This is a genomic window from Streptomyces sp. SID13726 (genome assembly GCF_010548375.1).
GTDB lineage: Bacteria > Actinomycetota > Actinomycetes > Streptomycetales > Streptomycetaceae > Streptomyces.
This window is the reverse complement of record NZ_JAAGLY010000871.1, coordinates 1-384: the sequence shown is the minus strand read 5'-3', so window position 1 is coordinate 384 and position 384 is coordinate 1. Positions and strand designations below refer to the sequence as shown.

1 protein-coding gene is annotated in these 384 nt (G+C 75.3%); it reads right to left on the bottom strand.

Translation table 11 applies throughout. The annotated features are described in order from the left end of the window. Positions 1-384, bottom strand: a 384-nt coding sequence (locus G3I78_RS50740) for a maleylpyruvate isomerase N-terminal domain-containing protein (protein WP_164437440.1), incomplete at both ends; no start/stop codon positions are given.

Sequence of the window (384 nt, the reverse complement as noted above, 5' to 3'; positions counted from 1 at the left end):
TCCCCGATCCACAGGTCCATCACCCGGCCGCCCGGGTTCGCGGCCAGCTCCTCGGCCATGCGGGCGCCGGCGCGCTCGTACAGCTCGGGCAGCGGGGCGCCGCCCAGGGTCTCCTTGGCCGCCTCGGCGATCTTCCCGGCGAGCGACGCGGTCGCGAAGGGCCACTCGACGGCCGTCAGTTCCGGTACGGCGGCCGGGGGCCGGGCCAGCCCGGCGGCCAGCGAGTGCGCGATCCAGGCGATGTGCGCGGCGAGTTCGGCGACGCTCCACTCCCCGACCCCACTGGGCCGCGCGAGCTGTTCCTCGCCCAACTCCCGTACGGCATCGCCCACATGCCCGAACTGCGCGGCGACCGCGGCCCGGATCTTCACGGCGTCGTAGGTA